At 73.1% G+C, this 23,494-nt stretch carries 25 protein-coding genes and 1 pseudogene; 3 read left to right on the forward strand and 23 right to left on the reverse strand.

The features are described 5' to 3' along the window. On the reverse strand, window positions 1-1,791 hold the full coding sequence (locus tag CNO20_RS11315; protein WP_101296242.1) for a radical SAM protein: 1,791 nt from the start codon (window positions 1,789-1,791) through the stop codon (window positions 1-3). Between the two features lie 216 nt (window positions 1,792-2,007). On the opposite strand from CNO20_RS11315, the gene CNO20_RS23375 reads away from it, so the two are divergent. Beyond that, window positions 2,008-2,166: a DUF7559 family protein gene (locus tag CNO20_RS23375; RefSeq protein WP_199174831.1), complete on the forward strand. Its 159-nt coding sequence runs from the start codon at window positions 2,008-2,010 to the stop codon at window positions 2,164-2,166. Further along, entirely contained in the window at window positions 2,163-2,660 is a 498-nt protein-coding gene (locus CNO20_RS11320; RefSeq protein ID WP_101296243.1) for an Hsp20/alpha crystallin family protein, read from the forward strand. The genes CNO20_RS23375 and CNO20_RS11320 overlap by 4 nt, the downstream gene beginning before the upstream one ends. 34 nt (window positions 2,661-2,694) lie before the next feature. On the opposite strand, the gene CNO20_RS11325 is transcribed toward CNO20_RS11320, so the two are convergent. From CNO20_RS11325 to CNO20_RS11355, 7 genes are all read right to left on the reverse strand, one after another. Beyond that, entirely contained in the window at window positions 2,695-3,834 is a 1,140-nt protein-coding gene (locus CNO20_RS11325; RefSeq protein ID WP_101296244.1) for an NAD(P)/FAD-dependent oxidoreductase, read from the reverse strand. Beyond that, a complete protein-coding gene (locus tag CNO20_RS11330; RefSeq protein ID WP_101296245.1) occupies window positions 3,831-4,604 on the reverse strand; it encodes a creatininase family protein in 774 nt (257 codons plus the stop codon). The genes CNO20_RS11325 and CNO20_RS11330 overlap by 4 nt, the downstream gene beginning before the upstream one ends. 65 nt (window positions 4,605-4,669) lie before the next feature. Then, a complete protein-coding gene (locus tag CNO20_RS11335) occupies window positions 4,670-5,452 on the reverse strand; it encodes a DUF7388 family protein (RefSeq protein ID WP_101296246.1) in 783 nt (260 codons plus the stop codon). A 237-nt stretch (window positions 5,453-5,689) separates the two neighbouring features. Further along, complete coding sequence (locus CNO20_RS11340; RefSeq protein WP_101296247.1) at window positions 5,690-6,289, reverse strand: NUDIX hydrolase; 600 nt, start codon at window positions 6,287-6,289, stop codon at window positions 5,690-5,692. A 338-nt stretch (window positions 6,290-6,627) separates the two neighbouring features. Next, on the reverse strand, window positions 6,628-7,287 hold the full coding sequence (locus CNO20_RS11345; protein ID WP_101296248.1) for a DUF7109 family protein: 660 nt from the start codon (window positions 7,285-7,287) through the stop codon (window positions 6,628-6,630). After that, on the reverse strand, window positions 7,288-8,379 hold the full coding sequence (locus tag CNO20_RS11350) for a glycosyltransferase family protein (RefSeq protein WP_101296724.1): 1,092 nt from the start codon (window positions 8,377-8,379) through the stop codon (window positions 7,288-7,290). Between the two features lie 92 nt (window positions 8,380-8,471). Then, window positions 8,472-9,629, reverse strand: a complete 1,158-nt coding sequence (locus CNO20_RS11355; RefSeq protein WP_394337263.1) for an MFS transporter — start codon at window positions 9,627-9,629, stop codon at window positions 8,472-8,474. Between the two features lie 104 nt (window positions 9,630-9,733). On the opposite strand from CNO20_RS11355, the gene CNO20_RS23380 reads away from it, so the two are divergent. Continuing rightward, complete coding sequence (locus CNO20_RS23380; protein WP_199174832.1) at window positions 9,734-9,901, forward strand: HVO_0758 family zinc finger protein; 168 nt, start codon at window positions 9,734-9,736, stop codon at window positions 9,899-9,901. Between the two features lie 20 nt (window positions 9,902-9,921). Here the strand turns inward: CNO20_RS23380 and CNO20_RS11360 are convergent, their stop codons facing one another. The 15 genes and pseudogenes from CNO20_RS11360 to CNO20_RS11430 form a co-directional block, all read right to left on the reverse strand. Next, window positions 9,922-11,010: an aldo/keto reductase gene (locus CNO20_RS11360; protein ID WP_101296249.1), complete on the reverse strand. Its 1,089-nt coding sequence runs from the start codon at window positions 11,008-11,010 to the stop codon at window positions 9,922-9,924. Between the two features lie 144 nt (window positions 11,011-11,154). Next, the gene (locus CNO20_RS11365) at window positions 11,155-12,351 is read right to left on the reverse strand and encodes a DHH family phosphoesterase (RefSeq protein ID WP_101296250.1); all 1,197 of its coding nucleotides are present in this window, start codon (window positions 12,349-12,351) and stop codon (window positions 11,155-11,157) included. A gap of 90 nt (window positions 12,352-12,441) precedes the next feature. After that, on the reverse strand, window positions 12,442-13,341 hold the full coding sequence (locus tag CNO20_RS11370) for an SDR family oxidoreductase (protein WP_101296251.1): 900 nt from the start codon (window positions 13,339-13,341) through the stop codon (window positions 12,442-12,444). 4 nt (window positions 13,342-13,345) lie between these two features. Next, window positions 13,346-13,777, reverse strand: coding sequence for a DUF5791 family protein (locus tag CNO20_RS11375; RefSeq protein WP_101296252.1), 432 nt, complete (start codon window positions 13,775-13,777; stop codon window positions 13,346-13,348). 35 nt (window positions 13,778-13,812) lie between these two features. Then, on the reverse strand, window positions 13,813-14,520 hold the full coding sequence (locus CNO20_RS11380; RefSeq protein ID WP_101296253.1) for a DUF7286 family protein: 708 nt from the start codon (window positions 14,518-14,520) through the stop codon (window positions 13,813-13,815). A gap of 57 nt (window positions 14,521-14,577) precedes the next feature. Further along, window positions 14,578-15,084, reverse strand: coding sequence for a DUF7286 family protein (locus tag CNO20_RS11385; RefSeq protein ID WP_101296254.1), 507 nt, complete (start codon window positions 15,082-15,084; stop codon window positions 14,578-14,580). After that, window positions 15,081-15,536 (reverse strand): annotated as a pseudogene (locus CNO20_RS11390) (DUF7286 family protein); the annotation flags it as partial. The gene CNO20_RS11385 and the pseudogene CNO20_RS11390, both read right to left, overlap by 4 nt. 12 nt (window positions 15,537-15,548) lie before the next feature. Further along, window positions 15,549-16,928, reverse strand: coding sequence for a DUF7286 family protein (locus tag CNO20_RS11395; RefSeq protein WP_101296256.1), 1,380 nt, complete (start codon window positions 16,926-16,928; stop codon window positions 15,549-15,551). Between the two features lie 19 nt (window positions 16,929-16,947). After that, window positions 16,948-17,829 (reverse strand): DUF7284 family protein, encoded by an 882-nt coding sequence (locus CNO20_RS11400; protein ID WP_101296257.1) that lies wholly within the window; start codon window positions 17,827-17,829, stop codon window positions 16,948-16,950. Next, window positions 17,826-18,242, reverse strand: a complete 417-nt coding sequence (locus CNO20_RS11405) for a DUF7285 family protein (protein ID WP_101296258.1) — start codon at window positions 18,240-18,242, stop codon at window positions 17,826-17,828. Before CNO20_RS11405 ends, CNO20_RS11400 begins: the two co-directional genes overlap by 4 nt. After that, window positions 18,220-18,690: a DUF7283 family protein gene (locus CNO20_RS11410; RefSeq protein ID WP_101296259.1), complete on the reverse strand. Its 471-nt coding sequence runs from the start codon at window positions 18,688-18,690 to the stop codon at window positions 18,220-18,222. The genes CNO20_RS11405 and CNO20_RS11410 overlap by 23 nt, the downstream gene beginning before the upstream one ends. 82 nt (window positions 18,691-18,772) lie before the next feature. Then, complete coding sequence (locus CNO20_RS11415; protein ID WP_101296260.1) at window positions 18,773-20,536, reverse strand: type II secretion system protein; 1,764 nt, start codon at window positions 20,534-20,536, stop codon at window positions 18,773-18,775. Further along, a complete protein-coding gene (locus tag CNO20_RS11420; RefSeq protein ID WP_101296261.1) occupies window positions 20,533-22,437 on the reverse strand; it encodes an ATPase, T2SS/T4P/T4SS family in 1,905 nt (634 codons plus the stop codon). The genes CNO20_RS11415 and CNO20_RS11420 overlap by 4 nt, the downstream gene beginning before the upstream one ends. 27 nt (window positions 22,438-22,464) lie before the next feature. After that, window positions 22,465-22,932 (reverse strand): DUF7311 family protein, encoded by a 468-nt coding sequence (locus CNO20_RS11425; RefSeq protein WP_101296262.1) that lies wholly within the window; start codon window positions 22,930-22,932, stop codon window positions 22,465-22,467. Then, entirely contained in the window at window positions 22,929-23,450 is a 522-nt protein-coding gene (locus CNO20_RS11430; protein ID WP_101296263.1) for a DUF7310 family coiled-coil domain-containing protein, read from the reverse strand. The genes CNO20_RS11425 and CNO20_RS11430 overlap by 4 nt, the downstream gene beginning before the upstream one ends. Window positions 23,451-23,494 lie beyond the last annotated feature (44 nt).

A 23,494-nucleotide genomic window follows, 5' to 3' on the forward strand; every position in this document is an offset into this window, starting at 1 on the left:
TCAGTCCGCGCTCTCCGCGCTCCGTGCGACCGCGAACTTCGAGAGGTCGACTCCGCTCCCGATCTCCTCGGGGGACTCGTACGGACGGTTGACGATGATGTCGCCCGCGCGCCGCTTGCCGAGGCCCGGAATCGCCGTGAGCTCGTCCATCGTCGCGCGGTTGAGGTCGAGGGGGTACGGAACGCCCGTCACGGAGCGGTAGCCGTGGTCGACGACGGCGACGTCCACCGTCGTCCCGAGTTCGCGCTCGCCGGGAATCGCCACCAGCAGCGGGTAGGTCCCGAGCTGGCGGCCGAACGTCCGGCCGTCCCTGTGGTATTCGAGGTGGACGTCCGGCAGCACCGTGCCCGGCGGCGCGACGCGCTCCAGCATCGGTCGGTCGATCTCCTCGCGCACCTCCCGCTTGTACCTCTTGAACAGCTTCTTGTGGTCCTTCGCTATCTGCGCGCCCGTGTCGGACATCTCCGTCCCGGCGAACGCCATCACCTGCCGGATGTTGATCCGCCGGAGCATCAGTCCCTCGTCGTAGACCCGCCGCAGGAAGCGCTTGTTGCGCTCGAACGTCTCCTCGCGCTCGCCCTTCAGGCCGTGCAGGAGGTTGATACCCGGCAGGAGCTTCGGCAGGCGATTCGCCGCCGACTCGCCGTGCGTCGGCGCGGCGGACGGATCCTCCCCCGGTCGCCACCCGGCCTCCTCGTTCACGATCCTCACGGCCTCGAAGCACTCGTCGGCGCTCACGTTGAGGTTGTTCTCCTCCTGCACGACGGGATCGGCCGATTCGAGCCCGAACGCCGCCGTGTCGCCGGCCGTGTTGTGCTCGGCGATGATCCGGATGCACTCGCGGCTCTCCTCGGGCCACCGGGCGATCGTGATCGGGTTCATGTTGTCGAGGTGGAGCGTCCCGAGGTCGGGCGCCACCTCCCGGATGCCGCCGTAGAGCCGCCGGAGCGCGTCGGGGTTCGGTGACTCGCCGTCGCCGCCGAACGCGAGGATGTCCGCCTGCCTGCCGAGTCGGAAGTGGCGCGCGCCGCGCTCGTAGAGCCGCTCGACCTCCTTCACGACGGACTCGACCGCGCGGAACGCCGGGTTGCCGTACAGCGGCTCGGTGCAGAACGAACAGCGGTAGGCGCAGCCGCGGGAGGTCTCCAGCTCGCAGATGAGGTAGTCGGGGTGGTTCGGGTGCTGTTCGATCACGAACGCGCCTTTCGCGGCCCAGCGGTCCAGCTCCTCGTTGTCGCGGACGCGGTCGCCGAACCCCTCCAGGCCGTTCTCGACGAGGTCGTGCGCGGCGGCCTCGACGTCGCCCTTCGCCACGAAGTCGAAGTCGAGGTCGCGGCGCTCCGTGTCCGTTCCGCCCGCGTTCTCCTCGCCGACGCCGAAGCGGATCGGCCCGCCCATGAGGGACGTTCCCTCGGCGGTCCAGGCGAGCTCGCGCACCTCGTCCGGTTCGGCGGGCGTCCCGCCGACGTACTTTCCGGGCACGGTCATCCCGCCGAGGTAGATCAGCAGGTCGGCGTCGGCCACGTCGCGCCACTTCCGGCGGTCCTCGCGGAGCTCGTCGATCGTGTGGTAGGTGACGTTCCCCTCCGGAACGCCGGCGTCGACTAGCGCCCCGGCCGTGAAGCGCGGGTACGTCGAGACGTACGGCGGCACGCCGAAGTGCGCCGGCTCGTCGACGTACCCGTCGACGAGCGTGACGGACACGTCGGCGGGGTGCGGCGGCGCACCGCCGCCCGCACCGCCTCTGCCGTCGCCACCGCCTCCGCCGCCGAAGTCGGCCGGATCGGTCATACGCCCCGCTTGTCGGCCGAGCGGTAAAACGGTGCGGTTCCGCGCTTCGACAGCGTCGCTCCGCGTCTCGACGGTACGGTTCCGCGCCCCGACGCCGCGGTTCTCGCCACGCGGACGCGACCGCGGAACGGACTGCCGCAGTTCGGATCGCGGTCCCCGCGGCCCTGGCTCCCCGCCCCCGCGTCACTTATCAGGGTGGGCGAACTAGCTCCGGGTATGCCGGCCACGCTCGAAGTCAAGTGTGCGAATCCCGACTGCGAGCTCGACATGTTCGAACTGCACTACACGTACGACATGCCGGACGACGTCGGGGTCGAAGACTTCGCCTGTCCGTACTGCCGCGAGACCGAGACGCTGGAGGAAATTCGGGTATGAACGGGCTCCGCGAGCTGGGCCGATCGACGGCCAGCGCGGTGCTCGAACGCGTCGGACGCGGGATGAGCAAGGTCCAGGAGCGAAAGCCGCTCCCGCACGACGTGCTCGAGAGCGACGACGCCTACCTCGTCGTTTTCGACGCCCCCGGCGCGACGCGGGAGGACGTGCAGGTCAGATTCGTCGACAACGAGGTGCAGGTCCGAATCGACCGCTTTCGCGACTTCTACGAGGGGTTCGAGATGCGCTTTCCCGGCCGCGGCCTCTCGCTCGACGGCGCGGCGGAGCTCCCCGACGACGCCTCGGTCGAGGCGGGCGAGCCGAACGCGACGCTGACGAAGAACGGGGTGCTCCGCGTCCGGATCCCGAAGGACGACCGCGGACGAACCGTCGCTGTCGAGGAGGAGGAGGAGGCGGGCGAGGAAGGCGAAGCCGACGTCTCCGATATCTCCGAAGCCTCCGAAGCCTCCGAAGGCGACGAATCCGGCGAGGAGTAACCGACGAACGAAGGGCCGAACCGGATCGAATCGCCTAGTCGATCACCATCCCTTCCGCGATCTCGAACTCCTCCGAGCCGTCGAACCGGTTCGGATCGAACGCCGTCGGCAACGCTCCCTCCTCGCCGAGCATCGCCGCCGCGACGGCTTCTCCGATCGCCGGCGCTCGCATGAAGCCGTGCCCCTGCCAGCCGGCGGCGACGAAGACGCCCCGCTCCGCCCCCGGAGGCGCTCCCTCGGATCCGAGTTCGCCGAGGAGCGGATTTCCGTCCGGCGTCGCGGTGCAGAGTCCGGCCCAGGCCCGCTCGACGCGGAGATCGTAGCCCGCCCGCTCGCGCAGCCCCGATCGGATGGCCTCGACGAACCAGCCGTCCGCGGTGCGGTCCCACGCGTCCGGATCGGCCTCGACCGGCTCCGTCCCGTCACCGGCCAGCAGACCCGTCGGGTGCGGCCGGAAGTAGATCCCCGCCGTGGCGTCGTAGCACATCGGGCCGTCGTACCGCGCGCCGCCGGTGAGCGCCTGCACGCGGTACGGCTTCAGCGGGACCGCGACCCCGGCGTCCGCGAGGACCCGCTTGGTGTGCGCGCCGGCCGCGACGAGCACCGCGTCGAACCGCTCTCTCTCCCCTCCGGCGGCGACTCCCGGCGGATCGAGCAGCACGTCCGCCGCCGCGCCCGTCTCGAACCTCGCGCCCGCGGCGGCCGCCCGGTCGGCCATCATCGAGACGTAGTTCCCCGGGTCGGTCCAGCCGGCGTTCTCCGCGACCGCCGCCGCCTCCGCGCCGCCGGTCAGGGTCGGGAACCGCTCGCCGAGTTCGGCCGGCGACAGCGGCGAGACGTCCCGGCCGCGGCGCCGCATCCGCTCTGCGCTCTCTTCGATCGCGGCGGCCCGCTTCGCGTCGCCCTCGCGGGCCAGGAACACGTACGGGCACTCGACGAACTCGAAGTCCCCCTCGCCGGACAGCTCGCGGAAGCGTTCGAGCGCCCGCGCGCCGATCGCCGCGTCGACGTCCCCGGCGTAGGCGTCGTAGAGGACGCCGGCGGCCCGCCCGGAACTGCCGCTTCCGGGCTCGCCCCGGTCGTACACCGTCACGTCGGCCCCCGCGGCGGCGAGGTCGTGAGCGGCGGTGACGCCGACGGCTCCGGCGCCGACGACCGCGACGCGGTCCGTCATCGGTGGTCTCTCGGCAGCAGATCCTCGAACCGCTGGTCGGCGAGCCAGCCGACGAGCGCGTCCAGTTCCTCGCTCGCCCGGTCGAACAGCCGACGACCCGCCTCCGGGGACCCGTCGGTCGGCGTCCCGGTCGCGCCGCTCTCGCTGAAGTCGGCCGTGTCGAAGCCGACCTCCGCGCCGTGGACCCGCTTCCCCCAGACGGGGCTCGCGCCCGCCTCGGCGTCCGGGAGGGCGTCCTCGCGGACCAGTTGCGGGTTCACCGCGTACATCATACTCGTCTCCATGGCGTCAGCGTGGCCGATGCCCTCGACGCCGAACAGCTCCTCCGCGAGGTCCGAGAGCGCGCCCCACCAGCTCCACGGGGCGACGAACGCCGTCCCCGCCGCGCGGAGGCGGCGGGCGACCCGGCGGAGCGACTCGACGTTCCCGCCGTGACCGTTCACGACGACGGCCTTCGAGACGCCGTGGCTCGCGACGCTCGCGAGCACGTCGGCCACGTAGGATTCGAAGGTCTCCGGCTCCGCCCAGAGCGTCCCGTCGAACTGCCGGTGGTGATCGCTCACGCCGACGGGGATCGTCGGCAGGACGACGGCTTCGTCGCGGTCGACGTTGCGCGCCGCCGCCTCGGCCGTCATGAAGTCCGTTCCGAGCGGGAGCGCCGGCCCGTGCTGCTCGACCGCGCCGACCGGGAGCACCGCGACGGTGCTCCCGCCGTCGAATCGCTCCTTCGCGCTCGTTGTCGTGCGTTCGGCTAGCAGGTTTCGGCTCATACCCGCCGGTCGAACGCCGAGAACTTAGCTGTGGCCGGCGCGGTAGTTCGTTCGGACCGCCCGCGCTAGCCGAGGAACTCTTCGACGCCCCGGGCGGGGTACCCGACGACGACGTCTGCGCCGGCTTCCTTGAGCGCCCTGACGCGGTCGCCCACTTCGGCCGGCGCGCCGACGAGCGCGTAGTCGCGGGCCGCAGAGAGGAGCACCTCGCGGGCGCGACCGGTCGCGGACGAGTCCGCCGCCGCGCCGTCGGGCAGCGCGCGCGCGACCGGTCGGCGGCGCGAGACGTAGGCGCCCACCGCGTCGAGCACCGCGTCCTCGTCGTCCGTCAGCACCGTGGGGGCGTACACCGCGAGCTCGCCGTCGAAGCCGGCGGCCCGGAGCGCGCGGAAGCCGCGCTCGGTCGTGCGCGAGAGCAGCTCGTACTGCGTCCCGCCCGCCGCGAGCGCGACCCGCTCGACGCCCTCCGTGCCGACCCACGCGTCGGGGACCCGCTCTCTGGCCGCGCCGAGGCGCGGCGCGATGGCGCGCGAGCGCTCCCCGTCCGTGAGGTACGCGGGGTGACCCGCGACGAGCACCTGGCCGACGCCCTCGGGCACCCAGTCGTAGAGCGAGTCGTCCCCGAGGGGGTCGAACCCGTCGGCGCGGACGGGCGTCGTGAGCCGGACGTCTATCTCCCCGGCGAGCTCGCGGAGCGTCTCGGCGTCGGGGAGGCGTTCGTGCCCCTCGTAGTCGATGGCGACCGACCCGAGCGGCAGGTCGAGCGCCCGCCGCACGTCGCACTCCGCGGGCTTCAACGCGGCCGCGTCCAGCCCCGTCTTCGCCAGCGCGCGCTCACCGGTCAGCATCGGCCGTCACCTCGTTCGGTATCACTGTCGAGAAGATCCTGTTCACCGTCGCGGAACGCGATCCATCGTCTGTGCGACCATGTGATCTCCCGTACCGCCGTCCGCAAAATAAGGTTGTCGTTGCGCCCAATACTCCGATCCGAGCGCCGATCGGCGATTGCCGCTTCGTCGCGGGCGCGCGGCGGCGGTTCGCCGCGGTCGCCAGCGGTGGTTCGCCGTAGGCCGCCGCCCGCCGCCTCACCGCGGCAGGTCGGCGTCGGGGTCGACCACCCGATCCACCTCGGGCGGCATCCGCCAGTCCGTCGTCAGTTCGAGCAGCTGGACGAGCATCCGGGCCGTCGCGCCCCAGACGGTGTAGCCGTCGACGCGGAAGAAGTGCAGGCGGATGTCGCCGTAGTGCGGGTGGTCCCGGCGCTCCGACTCGTAGTTCCGTCGGTCGGTCAGGTCCGCGACCGACAGCACCGCGATCTCGGCCACCTCCCGCTCGTCGGGGGTGTACTCGCGGTCGGGGACGCGCGCGACGAACGGCCGCACGGAGTAGTCCGTCACGGTTCGGATGTCGTCCAGTCGGCCGACGATCTCCGCCTCGTCCGGTCGCAGTCCGATCTCCTCCCGCGCCTCGCGGAGCGCGGTCGCTTCGAGATCGGAATCGCTCGGCTCGCGGCCGCCGCCGGGGAAGCTCATCTGGCCCGCGTGTTCGCCGAGGTGGTCCGCGCGCTTCGTGAACAGCACGTGCGGCTCCCCGCCCCGCTCCAGCACGGGCGCGATGACCGCTGCCCGGCGTCCGGCGTCCTCGACCGCCTTCGGCGCGTGGCGCCTCACCCCCGAGAGATCCATATCCTTCCCTCTCGTTCTACGCTCTTATCTTGCCGGGCTTCGGTCGGTGATAGTGTTCGGCTAAGCAGTCACCCCGACGAATTCCATCAGGGACCACCAGAAAGCCTTCGGACGGGTCGGCGAACCCCGGCGACGCAAGCACGTGAGCGACCGCCGGGAGCGACCGCGCGCAGCGAGCCGCGGGAGTCGACCCGCCCTTGCCCTTTCAATCCACCAGGACGACGGCTGAGCGACTCCACGGAACTGACGGCGGTAACGTCCGTCTCTGAACAGTGCCTCGATCGGTCGCCCACCCCTCGGCATTTCTAGCGCTCAGCTTTTTCGGTCGCGCAGCTCTTTCAGCTCCCTTTCCGGTCGCTCAGCTCTTCCAGACCCTCTGGTTTCTCGCCCGATCCGTCGCGCCCGAGCGCGTCGTTCAGCCGCTCCCGCGCCGAGCCGACGTCCACCGGCGCCCACGCCTCCAGGTCGTAGCTCACGTCCAGCAGGCGGTCCATCCGCTCGTCGTCGCCCGCGGCGGCGGCGCGCGCCGCGTCGGCCAGGAGGCGCTCGCCGACCTGCCGCCCGAGCGCCTCCCGGTCGATCCGCCGGGGCTCCACGTCCATGATGTGCGGGAGGTCCTCGGCGTTCTCCGGGAGCGTCGGGAACGCGACCGGTCCGGGCGTCAACAGCGGTTCGTCCTCGGAGTCGCCTCGCTCGCCGCGTTCGTCCGCTCCGTCGTGTCCGTCCGCTTCGTCGCGTTCGCCCGTCCCGCCGCACTCGCGTCCGTCGTCGCCCTCCGACGCCCGAGTCCGCTCGTACTCGACGAGGTAGTACGCGTCGACGGCGTCTTCGATCGCCGCGGCCAGCGCCTCCGGGTCCGCGTCCGTCCCCCGCTTGAACGCGAGTTCGTCCAGCGCCCGCCGCAGCTCATCCCGCGTCAGCGCGCCGAACAGGTCGACGACGCCCGCGAGCTCGTCCCACGCGGCGGGGCTCGCGCCGGTCGGTTCGCCTCCGCCCATCTACCCGACCCCCTCGAGATCCTTCACGGCCGCCTCGTGCACCTCCGCGGACGTAACCGGCGCGTCCTTCCACGCCGGGAGGCGGCGATCCGCCGACGGCTCGACGATCGACTCGGCGTACCGCTCGACCTGTTCGCGCTCGCCCGCGCGGTCGAAGTCGAGGCCGTTGAACGCCGCGTCCAGCGCGTAGCGTTCGACGAACTCCAGGGCCGTCTCCCGGTACCGGTCGGGCAGCGTCGCGTAGTCGGGCTCGACGCCGTGGTCCGCCGCCGCCCGCAGGACGGCGTCCCCGACCGCCCGGCTCATGTCGGACAGTCCGGTCGGGCCGCCCACCGCGCGGTGGTCGTGCTCGTACCTGCCGAGGTCGACCTGCGCGCTCCGCTCGAACCCCGCGGCGGCGAACGCGTCGCCGAGCGTGCCGACTTCCAGCCCCCACGACCGCTGGACGCGGAGGCGCTCCGCGAGCGCGCTCGTCGCGGCGAACTCGCCGGCCAGGGCGTAGCGGAACGACGCGAGGTAGTCGAGTACCGGGGCGTCGCACTCGTCCCGCAGCGCCCGGACGAGCGGCGCGTAGAAGAGCCGGAAGAGGCGACCGTAGAGGCGGCCGCTCTCGACCCGCGCGTAGTACCCCTTCGAGAAGGCGTACCCCTCGAGGAGCGGGAACAGCAGCCGCGGCACGTACGAACGGGTGTAGCTTCGGGCGTCCGCGTCGTGGACGACGACGAACTCCGAGTCGAGCGCCCGGCCGAGCGCCAGCCACACGTCGCGGCCCTTTCCTCGCCCGCCGTCGAGGCCGTGGGCGTCGAGGAGCGACTCCACCCGCGGACCGTCGCACCAGAGCACCTCGACCGGCAGGTCGTACCCGGCGAGCCAGTCGCGGAACGACCGGACGCGGTCCGGCGGCGCGCGCAGGGGGACGATCACCCGCTCCGGGTCGACGCGCTCCAGTTCGGAGAGCGCGTGCTCCGCCGCGAGCGCCCCGTACTCCCGCTCCGTCATCGGCACGACGACGGCGGCGTCGTCGGTCGGCGCGGCGGGATGCGGGTCGCCGAGGTCGTGCAGCGTCGCGACCCGCTCCTGGACGTACTCCATCATCGGCACCTCAGGACTCGCCTGGTAAAAACGAGCCGGTTGCGTCAGAACGGTCCGGCTCGATTTCGCGCCGTCGGCTGATCGGCTCACCCTCACGCCGGGAGCCGTCCGGCGCGCCCGAGACCGCACAGCGCGACGCCGACGACGCCGAGAACGCCCGCCATCCCGGCGAAGATCGCGTCGTACGCCACCCCCCGCGCGACGAGGGAGCCGACGGCGGTCGACCCCGCCGCCTGCGCCAGCATCATCCCGCCGCTGTAGACGGCGTACGCGCCGGCGCGGTTCTCGTCGGGGAACGCGGCGAGCAGGAACGCGTCGACCGCCGGAAAGAGGCTGTGGACGAGGTAGCCGACGGCGGCCGTGACGACGAAGAGGGGGAGCAGACCGTCGGTCGCCGTCAGCAGGAACACGCCGCCGACGAACGTGAGGAGGGTGCCGAGGAGGTACGGGACGGACGGCAGCCGGTCGGCGAGTCGGCCGCTGAGGTAGAACGCGGGCACGCCGGCCGCGAAGACGACGGTCAGCATGTTCTTCGCGGCCGCGTCGGAGAGCCCCTTGTCGATCATGTACAGCTCGTAGAACGTGAAGAGGCCCTGCCAGACGAAGCCGACGAGTCCGAGGACCGCGACGCCGAAGGCGATGAGCCGCCACTCGGAGGCGGCCGCCCCGAACAGATCGCGGCCGCCGGCGCTCGCGCTCGGCAGGGCGGCCCGTCGGGCGGTCCGGTACAGCGCGACGGTGACGAGCGCGGCCGTGACGCCGATGAGGGCGAACGTCAGCCGCCAGTCGTAGACGAGCGTGAGCGTGACGAACGGCGCGGCGATCACCGCGGCGACCTGCGCTGCGGTGCCGTGGACGCCCATCACCCAGCCGACGCGCTCGGGGTAGAGTTCGCTCAGGAGGGGGTTGGCCGCGACGAAGTAGACGCCCGTCGCCAGCCCCATCAGGAACGCGCCGAGGGCGAGCGTGACGACGGACGTCGCGGCCGCGGTGAAAAGCGCCGACCCGGAGAGCACGACGCCCGTCCCGAGAACGACCCGGTGGCGCGGAACCTTCGTCAGCAGCCAGCCCGCCGGGACGCGCGGGAGCGCGCTGCCGACCCAGACCACGGTGGCGAGCAGGCCCGCCGTCGCCTCGTTGATGCTGAACTCCACCATCAGTTCCTTCAGGAGCGGCGCGAACACGACCCGGGCGAGGTTGACGAGCAGGACCAGAGAGCAGAGCGAGCCGAACAGCCGTCCGCGTGACACGGCGCTCCTTTCGCGCGCGGCGGGTCAAGCGTTCCGGAATCGGCGCCCCCTTTCCGATTCTTTCGACCCTCCTGATTTTTGACCTGTCGCGTCGAACGACGGGTATGCGATCGACCCGTAAGGGGCTCCGGGAGGGCGACCTGTACAAGGACACGTACGAGCGGCTGACCTGTTCAGACTGCGACGAGTCGCTGAAGAAGCGCAGCGACCCGGACGAGATCTACGCGGTCCGGACCTGCCCCGAGTGCGGGGCCGCGTGGAAGGAGCTCTGACCGCCTCCGGGGCCGTCCGCTCACTCGAACACCGCGTCGAACGCCTTCGCGCCGAGCGGGTCGAACGTCCCCGCGGCGACGTTCTCGTCCACGTGCTCCCGCCGGCTCATCCCGACGAGCGCGCACGTCACGCCGGGGGCGCTCCGGGCGAAATTGATCGCCCGCTGTGCCGCCGTGTCGCCCCGGAGCTCAGCCGCGATCTCCTCGGGGAGCGACGCGGCGAGGTCGCCCTGGGCGATGCTGGCGCTCGCAAACACGGAGAGTCCCGCCTCGTGGGCGTATTCGAGCGCGCTCGCCGGCCCCTCGTCGGTCGGGTGGGCCGCGACGGTGAACGCGTCCGCCATGGCGACGTTGAACGGGAGCTGCACGGCTCGCAGGCCGACCTCCTCGTTTCCCGCCGCCTCCGCGGCCCGCCGGGCGCGCTCTACGACCTCGGGTAGCGACAGGTAGCTCGGGTGCTCCGGCGGGACGCGGAACGCCTCCCACGTGGCGACGCCGTAGCCGCCGACGTCGCCCTCCGCGACGCGCTCTTCCAGCGCGGCGAACGCGGCTTCGAGCCGCTCGTACACCTCCTCTCTGCTCCGCGCGGCGAGCTGCGTCTCGGGGTTGTGGACGTAGTAGAGGTCGACCGTCTCGACGCCGAGGTTGTCGAGCGACCGGTCGAGCATCGCGTCGAGGAAGTCGGGGGCGATGCAGTGGCTCCCGCGGGCGAGGTCTGCGGGGTCGACGAGCCCCGTCTCGACGAACGCCTCCCGGATATAAGCGCTCGGATCGTCGGGGGGGCTCCCGTCGAAGGGGAGAAAGCCACCCTTCGTCGCCACTACGACCGACTCCCGGTCGGGGTCGGAGTCGCGCAGCGCCCGGCCGACGACGCGCTCGCTCCGCTGGCAGCGGTAGTTGATCGCGGTGTCGACGACGTTGATTCCGTTGTTCAGCGCGGCGACGAGCGCGTCGCGGTAGCGCTCGTCGGCCCCGTCGGTCGGCTCGCCGAGGTACGTGCCGACGCCGACGCTGGAGACGACGCCCGGACCGAACCGCCGGAAGTAGGTGCGGCCGAATCGATCGCCGAACCGGTTCCGATACCCCCACGTCCCGCTGTGGGTTGCCATGCCCGAGCTACGGCGGGGCCGATCAAAAGGAGACGGGGTCGCTCATAGGGAGTGTCGGAGCCGGCCGGCGGTTTCGAAGCCCGTCCCTGGGTGATGTCTCTCGGTTCTTCGCCGAGGATCGCTGCACTCCTCCGAGACTCCCTATCAGATGTCGCCCGCCATCGACTTGAAGAGCCGATCGACGAGGTCGGTCCGCGTGATCCCCCGCTGGTCCTGCACTCCGCCGGCGTCCTCGCCGCCGTTCGGGAGCGCCTCCGGCCGCCGTATCTGCCCGCCGCCCATCCGGGCGTGCCCGCCGGCGCTGGCGTTTTCGACCCCGTTCAGGGCGGCCTCCAGCGTCCGCCCCATGTGGACGCGGTCGTCGCGGGACCGCCCCGAGAGGTACACCGTGCCCTCGCGTTCGCCGCAGACGACGACCGCCGTGACTCCTTCGAGCTGGATGAGTTCGTCGGCCGCCTGCGGGATGGCGTCCACGTTGGAGAGTTGCCCCACGTCGCTCACGGCGAACGAACCCCGGATCTGCCTGCCGGCGATGGCTCTGGCCTTGATTTCGAGCACCTCCGCGCTCACCTGGGGGTTCGCGATGCGGTCGAGGATGTCCTCGTCGACGCCGGGCGAGAGGTAGGCGCTCGCCTCGAAGTCGGCGGCGGCGCAGCCGGACGTGAGGTGTTTCGTGTCGGCGAGGATGCCGTACAGGAGGCCCGTCGAGACGGTCGACGGGATCGTGTAGTCGGCGTCGATCTCGCTCGCGTGCTGGTCCGGCGGCACCGGTTTCGCGCCGATGTCGCGGAAGTACCCGGCGACGATGCTCGAACAGGAGCCGTAGTCGGTTCGGACGTCGGTGAACTCCTCGCCCGCGCCGTCTCCGGGGTGGTGATCGACGACGGCGAAGGGGAGCACCCCGCCGGCCCCCGCGAACCCCCGCGGGACGTTGTGGTCGACGAGGACGACGTCCGCCGAATCGAGCTGGGAGACGTGGTCGATCCTCTCGAAGTCGAGGTCGAGCACGGTCCTGAACGCGCGGTTCTCCTGGTGGCGGATCTGACCGGCGTACGCGATCGTCGCAGCGGTCCCGACCTGGTTTGCCAGGCAGGACACGCCGATGGCCGCGGCCATCGCGTCCGGATCGGGGTTGGGGTGCATCAACACCGCGATCTCGTCGCGGTCGGCCAGCACCTCCTTGAAGCGCGCCCCCATCGGCCGCTGGAACCGAAGCAGCGCGTAGGCGCCGAGAAGGAGCGTGAGCGCGCCCACCACGAGCACCGCCGCTAGCTGCGGGTCGATCCCTGCAAACGGCTCTATCTGGCCGGTGATCCCGGCTTCGGCGGGCCAGCGGCGCATGTTCCCCCTGACTGTTTCGACCTTGAAGAATGTTCCCCCCTGATATCGGTCCGGTGGAACGATAAACGCCGAGTTACCCGCTCTCCGCGGTCACGCGGAACGTCGCTCGCGGTACGCGACAACGGCGTCCTGGTAGCCCTCGCGGTAGGTCGGGTAGCGTAACGCGTAGCCTAACTCCCGGAGGCGGGCGTTCGAACACCGCTTGCTCGTCAGAATCCGTCGCCGGGCGGCCTCCGAGAGCTCACCCGCGGCCAGCCGTTCCTCCTTCGTCCGCTTCGGCGGCCGCTCGACGCCGCACCGGTCGGCCAGCCAGTCGGCGAACGCCCACTTCGACGCCGGTTCGTCGTCGACGACGAGAACGACCTCGTCCCGCGCGCGGTCCTCGGTCAGGAAGTGCGCCACCGCGCCCGCCGCGTCGTCGCGGTGAATCATGTTCAGGTACCCCTCGGTGACGGGCCCCTCCAGGTACCGTTCCAGCCGGTAGCGGCCGGGCCCGTAGAGGCCGGCGAAGCGCGCCACGGTCCCGTCGACGCCGCGGTTGGCCGCGTACTCGCGGGCGACGCGCTCGGCCTCCGCGAGCACGCGGGTCTTCTCCGTCGTCGGCTCGACCGGCGTCGACTCGTCGACCCAGTCGCCGCCGTGATCGCCGTAGACGCCCGTGCTCGACGTGTAGACGAATCGATCGGGCGCTGATTCGCGCGCGGCGAACTCGTCGAGGGCCGTCCGAACCCCCTCGACGAACACCCGCCGGGCCGCCTCGGCGTCCCGGCCGCCGGAGCTCGCGGCGAACACGAGCCAGTCGGCGTCCGGAACCGCCGCGAGCGACTCCGCCTCGGTCACGTCCGCCCGAACGGCCTCGAACCCCGCGGCCTCGACGGCCCGAAGCCCCTCCTCGGACCGTCGGACGCCCGTCACGTCGTGGCCGGCCGCCGAGAGCTGCCGCCCGAGCTCGAGCCCGACGTAGCCGCAGCCGAGAACGACAACTCGCATGGGCTCAGCGGTCGTTCCGCTCGGCGACGTACCGGTGGATCGCCGCGAGTTCGTCGAGCGTCATCGGGATTCGCCCCTCGATCGCCTGCTGTACCTCCTGGCCGGTCAGGTCGGCGTCGATGTCCGAGGCGATCGTGTCCACGTCGAGGACCCCGGTCGTCATTCCCATCAGGAGGTGGTCGCGGACCTCGAGGACGATGCTCCGGGCGTCGGGATACTCCTCGGACGTGGCGAGGACCGCGGCGGCCTCTTCGAGGGTGAGCTCGACCGGTTCGCCCGCAGCGACCGCCTCGACGGTTTCGCGGTCGAGTTCCGACTCCGCGGCGACGGCGTCGACGCCGACCTCGTCGACGACCGACCGGAGCTCGGCCTCGTACGCCTCGCGCAGTTCGGCCGCCGTCAGCGATCCGGGGCGCTCGGCTGCGTCGTAGAGCATACCCGACCGTGGACGGCCCGCGGGCAAAACGGTTGTCACTCCCGTCGGCACGCCGCGTCGCCGCGGTCTTCACATCCGGGGGAGGGCCACCCGGCCGACCGCTCGTCGGCGTTCCCGTCGACGTCGCCGACGCCGGTGCCGCCCGGCGGAACCGCCACGACGACGATCGTCCCCGTCTCGAACGACACGCGCTCGTTCCGCCCGAGGCGTTCGTCGTCGCCGTCCCCGTCGACGTCGAGCGCGACCGCCGCCCCGTCGCGGACGTACCGGACGGTCGCCCCGCCGCCGTCGGGTGCGCCGGTTCGCGCCCGGACGGCGAAGCGGTGGTACTCGCCGCGGACCGTGACCGTCCAGACGTTGACTGTCGCATACCAGTACCCGGGGACGGGCGCGACCGGCAGGCCCGCGGGGGCCGCTCCGAGCGCGTCGCCGATCCACCGCGTTTTCGCCCGCTCGGTCGCGTTTTCCAGCCCGCGCGAGACGAGTCGTTTCACCGCTCGTCGACCCAGTTCGCGGGTCGTCGCCGCCGTGCGGTTCGTCGGTCGCTCCGCGACGCGGGCGGCGTCGCTCCGCACCGCCCGTCCGAGTTCGACCCGGAGCAGCACGCCGAGCCTGTCAGCCCGCCGGCGCGAGAGATCCCCGCTCGCGCGCGCCTCTGCCGCGATCGCGCGCGCGAGGGACCCGTTCGACGCGGCGATCGCGCGGCGGCCCCTCCCGTCCCACCGCCGCACGGCCGCGGTCACGACCGCTCGGCGCTCCCGCGCCGACAGCGCGGTTTCGCGCCGGAGGACGCCCCGCGACTACCGGCGGACGACGGCGAGCGCCCGTCCGACCGACTCGTCGAGACGATCCCGCCGCCCTCGAAGGGTTTCGTTCCCCGTCGCGGCCAGCGTTCGGTTCGCGGCGACGAGCGCCCGGCCCGCCGTCCGCAGCGCGACTCGATCGTCGCGGCCGAGGAGCGCGTTCACGACGCCGTCCGCCGCGTCGTCGTAGGGGGCGGTGAAGACGTTCACGTTGCGCGCCGTCAGCGGCCGGTGCGATCCGCCGTCGGGAAGGGCGTCGACGCGGTCGCCCTCCACGGTCGAGAGCGTGAGATACCCCGGAGATCCGTCCGGAACGACCGGAAACGGGTCGCTCGGCCCGTCGGTTCCGAGTTCGGCGCGAGTCGGTCGCGTCGCGTTCTCGCGCGCGGCGAGGACGGCCCGCAGTCGATCGCCGGCTCCGACGCCGGCGTCGCCGAGGGCGCGCTCGAACCGCCCGTTCGTCCGCGAGGTCCGCTCCGCCCGCGCGTCCAGCGCTCCGATCACGCGGTCCAGGTACGCCGCCCGCGCCGCGACGCGCGCCCTGTCCGCGGCGCCGGCGGATCGATCAGCGCCGCCCGACGCTCGCGGAGCTCGGCGGCGAGCCGGGCGGGCGGATTCGCTCTGCCGGTCGCAATCGCCCCTCCGGAGGCGACGACCGAGACGTTTCGAACGCGCTCCCGGAGCGCCGAGACGTCGCGGTACGCCCACGTCGAGAGCCGGTCGGGGCGCGTCCCGTACACGATTATCGAGGTCCGACGGAGCGATCCGTCGACGGCGCGCCGGGCGATCGCGTCCGGGCCGCCGTTGGCGTCGACGAGGCGCTTCCGCGCGGTCGCCGGAACGTCGGCGAGGTTGGGGCCGTCCACCGCGCCGCCTGGCTCGAACGTCGGCCGCGTGGGCCGCGAAGGCGCGCGCCCGTGGGGATCGTACTGCCCCGTGAGAGCGATCGTGACCCGATAGCGGTCCCGTCACTCGGCGCGGCGCTCTCTCGTCCGATTCCCCTTCCGCCACGTTCGGACGATCCGGTGGTGCACCGTGACGTCGCGGGCGTCCGTCTCGAATATCGAACTCGATACGGACGGGTCGTTCCGGTTCGCCCCCGATCCGATTCTGAACGAGTCCCCGACGGCGGGGCGACGGTCGCCGCCGGTCCTATCGACGGTGATCCGATCCGCCGTTCGCTCCCCCGCGAGCGTCCAGTTCGGACCCGGCGGTCGGCGGCGCGGCCTGTCGCCGTCGCGCGTTTGAGTCACGTCGGTGCGAAGCCTCGCCTCGGTGCGGTACGATCCGCGCAGCGTCCCCTCGAAGGACTCCTCGTCGCCCGCGGCGACGAACGCGGCGAACGCTTCGTCCGCGGACCGGTTCACGCCGACCGTCACGCCGTCGTCGGCGTCGCGTGCGGGGGCCGGATCGAGCCGGGGGATCGGACCGTCCTCGATCGGTCCGTTCGGCCGCACGACGACGGTTTCGGCCCACTGTTCTCCCCGCAACGGGGTCGCCGCCAGGAGGTCCTGCACGCCGACCCGGGCGGTCGCGCGGGCGAGTCCCCGTCCGGCGGCCGGATCGCTCCGCCCGAACACCGATCGCTGGACGGCCAGGACGCCGCCGTTCGCCGAGAGTTCGACGTGGCGGTTGGCGACGACGTTCTCGATCGGAGCGCCGCCGTACTGGCCGTAGCCGCGCGCCCACGCCACCGGGTACAGTCGGGCCGTCAGCTGCCGACCGAGTCCCGGTCCGTCGAGCGGCCCGCGGTTCAGCCGCCGCTCGAACGCCCCGGTTCGCTCGTGGAGCGCCAACACCGGCGCGGCGACGGTGAGCGTCACGCTCCGGGACTCGCGGGCGACCGTCCTGCCGCCGCGCTTTGCCGTTCTCGCCACGTTTCGGACGACAACGCGCAGCGCCGTTCCGTCGGCGACGGGCTCGACGCTCACCCGACGCTTCGCCGGGCGAAGGTCGGCCGCACCGTCGACCGCCGGGAGCGACGCGACCGCGACGACGTCTCCCCGGCGGTAGCGCGTCTCCTTGAGCTTTGCCTCGGCCCGGAGATAGATCCGAATCCGGAGCGCGTCGCGGAACGGCGCGGTTTCGTTCAGCGCCCGCCCGGCCGGCGTCGACGCCGGCGCGGTCACCGGCGCTCTCGCGGCGTCGCGAGCGGCCTCCCGGACCGCGCTCCGAAGCGCCGTCGCGGCGTTCGCCTCGACCCGATCCATCGCGGCCTCGACGGCGCGGTCCTCGATCGTCGGCCCGCGGGTCGACACCGTCGACGCGAACGCGGCGCTCGTCACGAGCAGCAGCACGCCGACGAGCGCGAACGGTACCCGCGCCCGCCGGTCGTCGGCGAGCTTCACCGTCGAGACCCTCCCGGGGTCACGGCGACCACGTCCGGACGGTGATTCGGACGGATCGAACGTCCACGGTCCTGGCGGCGGCTCGCGGGGTCTCGAACCTCCGGCGGAGGTCGCGCTCTATCGCCGTCGACAGCGCCTCGGCGAGCCGGTCGTTCGCCGCCCCCGTCCGGTCCCGCCTCGCGGCGTTCTCGACGTCGCCGGCGTCTGCGCCGTACAGCGCCGCCGTTCGGAGGTACCTGTACGTGACCAGCTCCGGAAGCGGGTAGTCGTCTCGAAGCGCGAACCGGGTCCGCTCGGGCGGGAACAACCCGCCGACGATCCGATCGGCGACGACCCCCGCGACCGCCCCGAATCCGCCCCGCTCCGCGGCGGCGATCGCGTCACTGCGGGCCGCCGGCAGCCCGCTCGGCGCGGCGAGCGTCGCCGCGTGGACGGCGGCGCCCGCAGGAGGCGCTTCCCCGACGGCGAGCCTGCCCTGCAGGTGCGAACCGGGGTACGGCCGCCATACCGCGACGACGTGCGCTCTCGGACCCGTCGCGTTTCTCACCGCGCGACGCACCTTCCGGGCGAAGTCGTCGCCGGTTCGGGTGAGACGTTCTCCCCGAACGGTCGGCCGCTCGACCGCCGCGTCGGCCAGCAGCTCGGCGTAGGTCCCGTGGGCCGTCCGATCGAACTCCGGTCCGTCGGTCTCCGGAAACGGGACGAGCCGCTCGTCCGCCCGTCTCGCGCCGGGCGCCAGCGTGTACCGGACGTTCGTCGTGCTCGTCGCCAGCACTTCCGCCGTCGCGTCGGCGGTTCCTCCCTCCGCGGGTCGATCCGCGCCCGGAACCGCGACGAGCGTCGTCGCGGCCGCGCTCAGGAGGACGAGACAGAGCGTCGCGTCGAGCGCCGCGCTGGTCACGCCCAGACCACCACGCGGAGCTTGCCCGGCGCGATCACGCCGGGGCCGAGCCGGACGCTGACCGGCCGAGACGCGCTGTCAACCGTCGCAGTCGCTGCCCCGGTCGCCGCTTTTACCGGCGGCGTCGGTCCCGCGGTCCACTCGCGTCCGTCCGCGCGGACGGTGACGTTGAGGCGGTACCCGTCCGGACCGGCGGCCGGTCCCTCGCTGACGGATTCCGGCGCGACGACCCCGCCGGTGGCGAGCGCGTCGTGCACGCGTCCGAGCGTCGGCTCCGCGAGGTCGCGGTCGGTCCCCGGCAGCGCCTCGTCCAGAACGCCGGCGTACAGCCCCAGCCCGAGACAGACGGCGAACAGGGCCGCGAGCGCGACCGTCGGCTCGGCCTGTCCCCTACGCGCCGACCAGCGTGACATCGACTCCCTCCCACGAGGTGCGCCGCGCGACGAGCGTCCGGTCGACCGACGCCCACGTCGGCTCCCGCGTCCGCGCGTCGATGATCGCCTGCCTGAACGCCTCGGGGGAATCGAACGCGCGGTCGGGCGGCGTCCCGTACAGCACAGACTCCAGCGGCGAGTTCGATCGGACGGGCGTCACGGGACCGAACGCGAACGACGCGTGGGCCGTCCCGCCGTCGCTCTTGAGGCCGATCCGGTGCGGCCCGAGTCTGACCGCGGTCGCGTCGAGGGGGTGCTCGGCGGTCGCCGGGTAGTCGCTCGCCGCGACGGAGTCGACCGTGTCGGCGATCCCCGCGGCGTCCGGCGGCGCCGCCGTCGGGAGCGACCAGGCGGTCCCGAGAATCGCGGCGCTCGCGAGCGCCGCGCCGAGCCAGCCGTACCACGCGTCGAGTGGAACGTCGAACATGGTCCGGGATGGTCCCGTTTTCGCACTTAAACATCGGGTGCCGTCCGATCGATAGTCGGCCGATCTTCGGTCCGTCTCCGCATCAGACGAACACCCCGGCACAGACGACGGCCGAGAGGTACGTCGCCGTCGCGGCGAGAAGCGCCAGGCCGACGCGGTAGCCGACGAGCGCGCGGTCGAACCCCCGTTCGAGCCCGACCGAGAGCCCCGTCAGGAGCGCGGCGAGCAGGAGAACGTACGCGCCGACGGCGGTCCCCAGATCCGCGGTCGAAAGCGCGGCGCCGGCGCTCATTCCGGCGCGATCGAGGTTCCCGCCGGCCGCGGCTCCGGCTCCGACTCCGACTCCGGCCCCGGAGACGCGCGAGGCGAGCGCGACGGTCGCGCCGCCGACGAGCGGCGCGAAGACGGCCGCCGTGTTAGCGAGCGTCCCGGTCACCTGAGACAGCTCCCGCCGCGCGTCGCGTTCGGCCCGCCGGAGTTCGTCCAGCTGATCCGCCATCGCGACGAGGACGTTGCCTGCCGGCCGTCCCTCGGTCGCCGCGAGCGCGAGCAGACCCGCGGCTCCGCGGGCGCGCGGGCTCGGAACGTCCGAGAGCGCCCCGTACGGGCCGAGGAACGCCGCCCGAACGTCGACTCGAAGCGTTCGCAGGACGCGGACGGCGTCGCCGAGAACCGCGCCGGCCGGCCCGGAGACCTCCTCGCTCGCCCGCGCGAGAGCCGCCTCGACCGACTCCCCCTCGGACACCCGTCTTCCGACGAGATAGAGCGCGTCGGGGAGCCCCGATTCGACGGCCCGAACGCGGTCCCGGACGGCCTTCACCGGCCGATACCGGACGAAGAGCGCCGCGCCGATCCCGCAGCCGAGACCGGCGATCGGCCCCGCCCATCCGATCATCGCGGTCGCGGCGATCCACGCGACCGCCGCGGCGCAGCAGCCGACGGCTGGCGCCGGCCACGTTCTGTCGGGGATCCCCGGGTGGGTACGGTCGACCGTCGGCGGCGGAAACGCGACCGGCCGCCGCGCGAGCAACCACGCGCCGGCGGCGACGAGCGCGGCCGGTAGCGCGACGTCGTAGAGGAGGACGAATCCGGAGAGCGTGACGCCGACTCCCGCGACCCGCGCCGCGGGGAGGACGCCGACGAGCGCCAGCGGCAGGAGCACGCCGAAGGCGTACAGCCCGGTCGCCGGGCCGCGGACGGCCGCCGCGAACGCGGTCATCCGGTCGCGCGTTCCTTCGAGAACCGCCGACAGCGCCCGATCCAGCGTCCGTCCCCGCTCGGCGGCGGGGGCCTCGGCGCTCGCGACGAGGAGGGAGGTCGCCCTGTCGAGCGCCGGAAACCAGTCGGCCCACTCGGTGGCGAAGCCGTCGAACCCCGTCGCGGGCGTCCCCTCCGCTCTCCGGACGTGTTCGTCGAGGCTCCGCGCCAGCGCGCCGTCCCCCGTTCGGGCGGCGAAGCCCGCGGCCCGCTCGGGCGACGGTTCGATCCGCATCCGGAGCACGGCGCGGCCTAACAGGCCGGTCGTCGAACCGAGAGCCCTGGTCCGGCGGGCGCGTGCCACCGCCGACGGAAGGGCGTGGACGACGTGCGTCGCCGCGGCCGCCGCCGCGAGCGCCGCCGGAACCGCGAGCGCTCCGGAAGCCGAACGGACGAGCGAGCAGACGGCGAGCGCGCCCGCGCCGCAGACGATTCCGGCCCCGTAGCCGGCGCGGACGACCGTCTCCGGTGCGAGGTCGTCGCCGACGTAGGTGAGCGATCGGACGAGGTCGTCGCTCGGCTCGACTTCGAGCGGCCACAACCGCGCGAGCGCCCGGCAGAGGCAGAGTACGACGCGCGCGGTCGTCATTCGGTTCCGCCCCCGTCTCGATACGCCGCGACGACGTCTTCCGGTCGGGTGCGCTCCGCGTCCGCGAGAGCGGCGAGGAGCGACTCGCGGTCTTCCAGCGCGGTCAGGAGCGCCGCGTACGACTCGCCCGGCCGAGCGAGGCTCGCGACCAGCTCGCTATCGCCGCGAGCGATCGCGCCCGTCGGCGCGAGTCCGTCCTCACCCGGCGCGTAGAGCGGCTCGAAGTGCACGCCGTCCACCGCCGTTCGAACCTCCTCGATGCGCGAGACGCGACGCCGGTCGTCACCTCTCAGGGTCGCCACCAGGTCCGTCGCGCCGAACGAGGACTCCGGCACGCCGAGATCCGAGACGACCCGCTCGCGGACGGCGTCGCCGCCGTCGCCGTGGATCGTCCCGAGCACGGCGCTGCCCGCGGCGCCGACCCGCATCGCCTCGTACAGCGCCGCGGCCTCCTCGCCGCGAACCTCGCCGACGACGAGCGCGCCCTCTCCGAGCCGAAGAGCCGTTCGGAGTGCGTCCGTGGGCGAGAGCACCGCGTCGTCGTCGGTTCCGACCCGCAGGCGCTGCACGTCGCGCCCGCGCTCTTGGAGCGCCCGAACCGGCAGCTCCGGGGAATCTTCGATGACGACGGTGCGGGTCGCGGCCGGCAGCTCCCAGAGCAGCGCGCCGAGGGTCGTCGTCTTCCCCGCGCCGCGGGTACCGGCGACGAGCGCGGCCGCCGATCGCTCGACGGCGACGGAGAGGAGCGCCGCCGCGTCCGCCGGCACGGTTCCGTTGGCGATCAGACCGGGGAGCGTCCACGCGTCGCCGCCGTGTCGCCTGAAGGCGAACGCGAGGCCGTCGCTCGCCGGCGCGGTCACGCCGGCGACGCGGACGCGCCCCTCCCCGGTCGACGGCTCGACGACCGCGTCGATCGTCGGGTGCGCGCGCGAGAACGCCCGGCCGCTCGCGCGCCTGAACCGCGAGGCGAGGGCCGCCGCGCCGCCGGGCGTCAGCCGGACGTTCGTCCGCATCCGCTCGCCGTCGACGGTGACGCGGACGGGGTTTTCGGTCGCGGGAGCGGTGACGAACGCGTCCGACACGCGCGGATCGGCGAACAGGTCGTCGAGCACGCCGTGGCCCCGGGTGTACCGCTCCAGCACCGCCGAGAGCCGCTCGACGGGGTCAGCCTCGTCGGCGACGCGACGGACGGCCCGTCCGGGCGCCCGAGCCCCGCCCGAGACGCCGCCGGACGCGAGCAGTTCGGCGGCCGCCGCGAGCGTCGACGCCTCCCCCTCGCCGAGCGCGTGCGCGACCGGTTCCAGGTGGTACACCCGCCGATCCAGACCGGCGTCGTAGATCCGGACGGCCGCACCCGTGTCGAGTGGCCAGCGGTCGTCGAGCCGCGCCCCGGCCGGCGGTCGGATCGTCACGCGGGAGCGGGCGATCGTCGGGCCGACGAACGGCCGGAGCGCGTCGCCGTACCCGTCCGCCCTCGCCGCGCCCTCGGCGAGCCCCGTCTCCGCGGCGATGGCCGCGACCGGTCCCGCCCGCCCCGTCGCCTCGCGGGCGGCGCGAAGCGGGTCGCTCGCCGCGACCTCGGCGAGCCGCCCGTCGTGAAACGCCGCGCGCTCGACGAACCGCCCCGCCGCGAGGAGCAACGCCGCGGCGCCGTCGACGTACTGGCGTTCCCGCCCGTCCGCGCGGGTCCGAACGGCGTCGGCGTCGCGCCGTGAGAGGGCGCCGACGACGGTCGCCCGACAGTCGGACTCCGCCGCGAGATCGCCCCCGCCGGGGCAGTCGTCGCTCTCGACGACGAGATCGACGCGGTCCGAGCGGCCGATTCCGGCCGGTTCGACGAACATCGCCTCGCAGCGACAGGTCCGATCGTCCGGGTTCCGCAGCCAACGAAGCACGTTCATAGTCCGCGCTGGTCGCGTCCCGGTATTTCAAATCCCGCCCCGCGACCGGCGGACGATCACGGTCGGCGCGCCGTTGCGCCGTTCGAGCGTCATCCGCAGCCGGTGGACGCCGGGTTCGCGCAGGCTGATGGCCCCTCCGGGCGTCCGGAGGGCGACTCCGTCTACCCGCCTCCGCTCGACAGATCCGCCGGAGAGCCTGTAGGTCACGGTCGCGCTTCGACACCGCGGTCGGGGGCAGCCGATCCGCACCGCTTCGACCGGTTCCGCGGTCCACGATCGGCCCGGCAGTCTGATCTCGACGGTCCGACGCGCACCCGGCGTCCCCGGCTCGACGGGATCCTCTCGGGCCGCGAGGTCGCGGGCGGTGCGCTCGAAGCGGTCGAGATCGGCGTCGAGCCGCGCCGCGGTCCGATCGGCCCGGGCGTCGTCGACCGCGGGAAGCGAGGCGGCGAAAAGCGCGACGGTCAGCGCGGCCGCCAGCACGATCCGTATCACAGCACCGCGCGCAGACGATCGGCGAGGTTCGTCGGGCGCCCGTCCCCGTCGGCGTCGGTCGCCGCCTCGACCGAGTCGGCGTCGGTCGACGCGTCCCCGCCCTCGGTCGCATGCGATCGGTCGACGTCCAGGGAGGCGTCCGAACCGGCCGATCCCTCGGCCGAAGCACCACTCGATCCCCGGATCCCCGCGACGACCTCGTCGAACTCGTCGACCTCGTCCCCGCGCGTCGGGCCTCGACGCGCCGCTTCGAGCGCTTCGACTCCGGCGAGCGCCGCGTCCGCGCGTCGTTCGACGTCGCGGTTGACCGCGCGGACGTTTCCGACGTAGCCGCGGAGCGCCATCGTCGCCGCCTCGAGCTCGGCGACGCGGTCGTCGAGGCGTTCGACCGCTTCCGTCAGCTCTTCGAGCCGTGCGTCCCGCTCCGCGGCGTCGGCGATCCCGTCGACGCTCCTCTCGTCGCCGATCAGCGCGCGCTCTACGGCCGCAAGCCGCTCTGCGAGTGCCGTCTCGTCCATAGGTGCGGGTTCTCCGGTCTTCGTATTTGAAATTGTCAGGGTAG

Origin of the sequence: Halegenticoccus soli, assembly GCF_002844195.1 — an archaeon.
Taxonomy (GTDB): domain Archaea; phylum Halobacteriota; class Halobacteria; order Halobacteriales; family Haloferacaceae; genus Halegenticoccus; species Halegenticoccus soli.

Bases quoted from the DNA above. Each gene is read 5' to 3' on its own strand.
- CNO20_RS11350 (WP_101296724.1), bottom strand. From the start codon at position 8,379: ATGGAGTACGTCCAGGAGCGGGTCGCGACGCTGCACGACCTCGGCGAC.
- CNO20_RS23375 (WP_199174831.1), top strand. From the start codon at position 2,008: ATGCCGGCCACGCTCGAAGTCAAGTGTGCGAATCCCGACTGCGAGCTC.
- CNO20_RS11415 (WP_101296260.1), bottom strand. From the start codon at position 20,536: ATGACGACCGCGCGCGTCGTACTCTGCCTCTGCCGGGCGCTCGCGCGG.
- CNO20_RS11375 (WP_101296252.1), bottom strand. From the start codon at position 13,777: ATGCTCTACGACGCAGCCGAGCGCCCCGGATCGCTGACGGCGGCCGAA.
- CNO20_RS11410 (WP_101296259.1), bottom strand. From the start codon at position 18,690: ATGTTCGACGTTCCACTCGACGCGTGGTACGGCTGGCTCGGCGCGGCG.
- CNO20_RS11340 (WP_101296247.1), bottom strand. From the start codon at position 6,289: ATGGATCTCTCGGGGGTGAGGCGCCACGCGCCGAAGGCGGTCGAGGAC.
- CNO20_RS11330 (WP_101296245.1), bottom strand. From the start codon at position 4,604: ATGAGCCGAAACCTGCTAGCCGAACGCACGACAACGAGCGCGAAGGAG.
- CNO20_RS11360 (WP_101296249.1), bottom strand. From the start codon at position 11,010: ATGGCAACCCACAGCGGGACGTGGGGGTATCGGAACCGGTTCGGCGAT.
- CNO20_RS11320 (WP_101296243.1), top strand. From the start codon at position 2,163: ATGAACGGGCTCCGCGAGCTGGGCCGATCGACGGCCAGCGCGGTGCTC.
- CNO20_RS11335 (WP_101296246.1), bottom strand. From the start codon at position 5,452: ATGCTGACCGGTGAGCGCGCGCTGGCGAAGACGGGGCTGGACGCGGCC.
- CNO20_RS11345 (WP_101296248.1), bottom strand. From the start codon at position 7,287: ATGGGCGGAGGCGAACCGACCGGCGCGAGCCCCGCCGCGTGGGACGAG.
- CNO20_RS11325 (WP_101296244.1), bottom strand. From the start codon at position 3,834: ATGACGGACCGCGTCGCGGTCGTCGGCGCCGGAGCCGTCGGCGTCACC.
- CNO20_RS11370 (WP_101296251.1), bottom strand. From the start codon at position 13,341: ATGCGAGTTGTCGTTCTCGGCTGCGGCTACGTCGGGCTCGAGCTCGGG.
- CNO20_RS11315 (WP_101296242.1), bottom strand. From the start codon at position 1,791: ATGACCGATCCGGCCGACTTCGGCGGCGGAGGCGGTGGCGACGGCAGA.
- CNO20_RS11430 (WP_101296263.1), bottom strand. From the start codon at position 23,450: ATGGACGAGACGGCACTCGCAGAGCGGCTTGCGGCCGTAGAGCGCGCG.
- CNO20_RS23380 (WP_199174832.1), top strand. From the start codon at position 9,734: ATGCGATCGACCCGTAAGGGGCTCCGGGAGGGCGACCTGTACAAGGAC.
- CNO20_RS11420 (WP_101296261.1), bottom strand. From the start codon at position 22,437: ATGAACGTGCTTCGTTGGCTGCGGAACCCGGACGATCGGACCTGTCGC.
- CNO20_RS11405 (WP_101296258.1), bottom strand. From the start codon at position 18,242: ATGTCACGCTGGTCGGCGCGTAGGGGACAGGCCGAGCCGACGGTCGCG.
- CNO20_RS11365 (WP_101296250.1), bottom strand. From the start codon at position 12,351: ATGCGCCGCTGGCCCGCCGAAGCCGGGATCACCGGCCAGATAGAGCCG.